Genomic DNA, 1,715 nt, shown 5'->3' with positions numbered 1-1,715 from the left:
CTGTTTGCCGACGACCTGGAAATCGCCCTGCAATTGCTGGACGGACTGGCTGGTGCCTGCGGGAGCGGCGACCTGCATATCGACGTCCCCGCCGATAATATCGGTTTCATAGCCGCACTCGAGTCGGGCGGCTTTGCGCCGACCTTCGCCACCACCCGCATGTACAAGGGCCCGGCTCCGAAGCTTGGGCCGCAGCGGCTGTTCGGCGTAACGACCCTGGAACTGGGATAGAGATCAGACGCCGCCCGAACAGGCCTCCGCCAAGCGATCCGCGGCTCTCTCAGGCGGCGGCTGTGCGCCGTCCCGGCACCGGATTGCCGGGCGGTTCGTGGCCGAGCGGCGTCACCAGCGTCAGGTCGGGATAACCATTCTCGATCAGCCTGACCGCGGCCTGCGTCACCTCGTCGTCCGGCTCCAGCATGGAGAGAAAGACCTCGGTGGCATCGCCGGCCAGACGGCTGATGCCTTGCGCGTCGGCCGGTCCGCATTCGACCACGACCAGATCATAGGCCGTTGTCAGCGACTGCATGATGATCGGCAGCCGGTCGGCGGCGCGCATGGCGCGGACCGGATCGGCGGTGCCGACCGGAATGACGTGACAGTCCGAATAGAGATCGGCGTGGATGACGTCGCTGAACTGCGCTTCCGAAGCGAGCAGATTGGTGATGCCGGGGAAAAGCCCGCTGTCCAGCATCGGCCGCGAGGCCGCCCCCGAAGCGGTCAGGTCCAGCAACAGCACGCGCAGGCCGGCGTCCGCGACCTCGCGGGCCACCAGGATCGCCGATGCCGCCGCCTCGTCGCCCTCCGGCGAGACGAATATGGCGCGCGCCGCACCGCTGGCGATCAGCTTTTCGGCAGCCTTCTCGATGTCGATCTCGCCCAGGGTGGAACGCACCGGTTCGGGCTCGGCAACCGTCTGCTCGGTGGTCGCCGCATCGGGCATCGCACCCCTATCAGTCGCCTCGGCCCTGTAGGGCATCGTGGCCGTGTGGAGCTCGGCCTCCGCTTCAGCCAGACGGTCCCCCATTTCCTGACGAACGACAGAATCCTGAGGGATCGCGGGTTCCGCGCGGACAGCCGGCATTGCGACCTTATCAGGTGCCTGCGCGACATGTGGCATCGCGACCTCGTCGATCCGCTCGAAGCGGGAACCGGTCGCCGGCCGCATCGCGCGGCCTGAAAACAGCTCCCGCAGCAGCGTCACGATAGCCATGATCAGCAGCGATGCGGCGAAAGCGGCGCCAACGATCGGCCCGACCTTCGGGAAATAGGCCTCGGAGGGAACCGACGCTTTTGAGGCGATCCGGGCGTCGACCGGCAGATAGTTGCGATCCTGGCGCGAAGCCGCTTCGCGGTAGTTGGTCAGATACAGTTCGAGTTGCTGCCGTTTGGCAGTCGCGTCGCGCTGCAGCGCGTCGAGATCGACCTGCTGCTCACCGGCCTGCGCCGAAGCCGCCTTCAACGTGTTGACGTCTGCGACAAGCTGGTTCTCGCGGGCCTTTGCCGTCTCGGCCTGCATCAACAGGCCTTTCATGATCTTCTGGGCCTCGCTACGGATCTGTGCGTCGAGATCGGCCAGTTGCGATTTCAGCGCGCGAATACGCGGATGATTGCCAAGCAGCGTCGTCGACAGATCGGCGATGTTGGAGCGCAATTCGACCTGGCGCTCGCGCAAGCGCTGGATCAGATCCGATGACAAAACCTCTGGCACGGCA

At 65.8% G+C, this 1,715-nt stretch carries 2 pseudogenes; one reads left to right on the top strand and one right to left on the bottom strand.

Annotation, left to right across the window (positions count from 1 at the left end):
* A pseudogene (locus EN935_RS34630) lies at window positions 1–231 on the top strand (GNAT family N-acetyltransferase); the annotation flags it as partial.
* 49 nt (window positions 232–280) lie between these two features.
* Here the strand turns inward: EN935_RS34630 and EN935_RS34625 are convergent.
* Window positions 281–1,715 (bottom strand): annotated as a pseudogene (locus tag EN935_RS34625) (chain-length determining protein); the annotation flags it as partial.

The organism is Mesorhizobium sp. M7D.F.Ca.US.004.03.1.1 (assembly GCF_003998635.1).
In the GTDB taxonomy this organism is placed as follows: domain Bacteria; phylum Pseudomonadota; class Alphaproteobacteria; order Rhizobiales; family Rhizobiaceae; genus Mesorhizobium; species Mesorhizobium loti.
The sequence above is the reverse complement of the archived record's forward strand: the minus strand, read 5'-3'. Positions and strand labels throughout refer to the sequence as shown.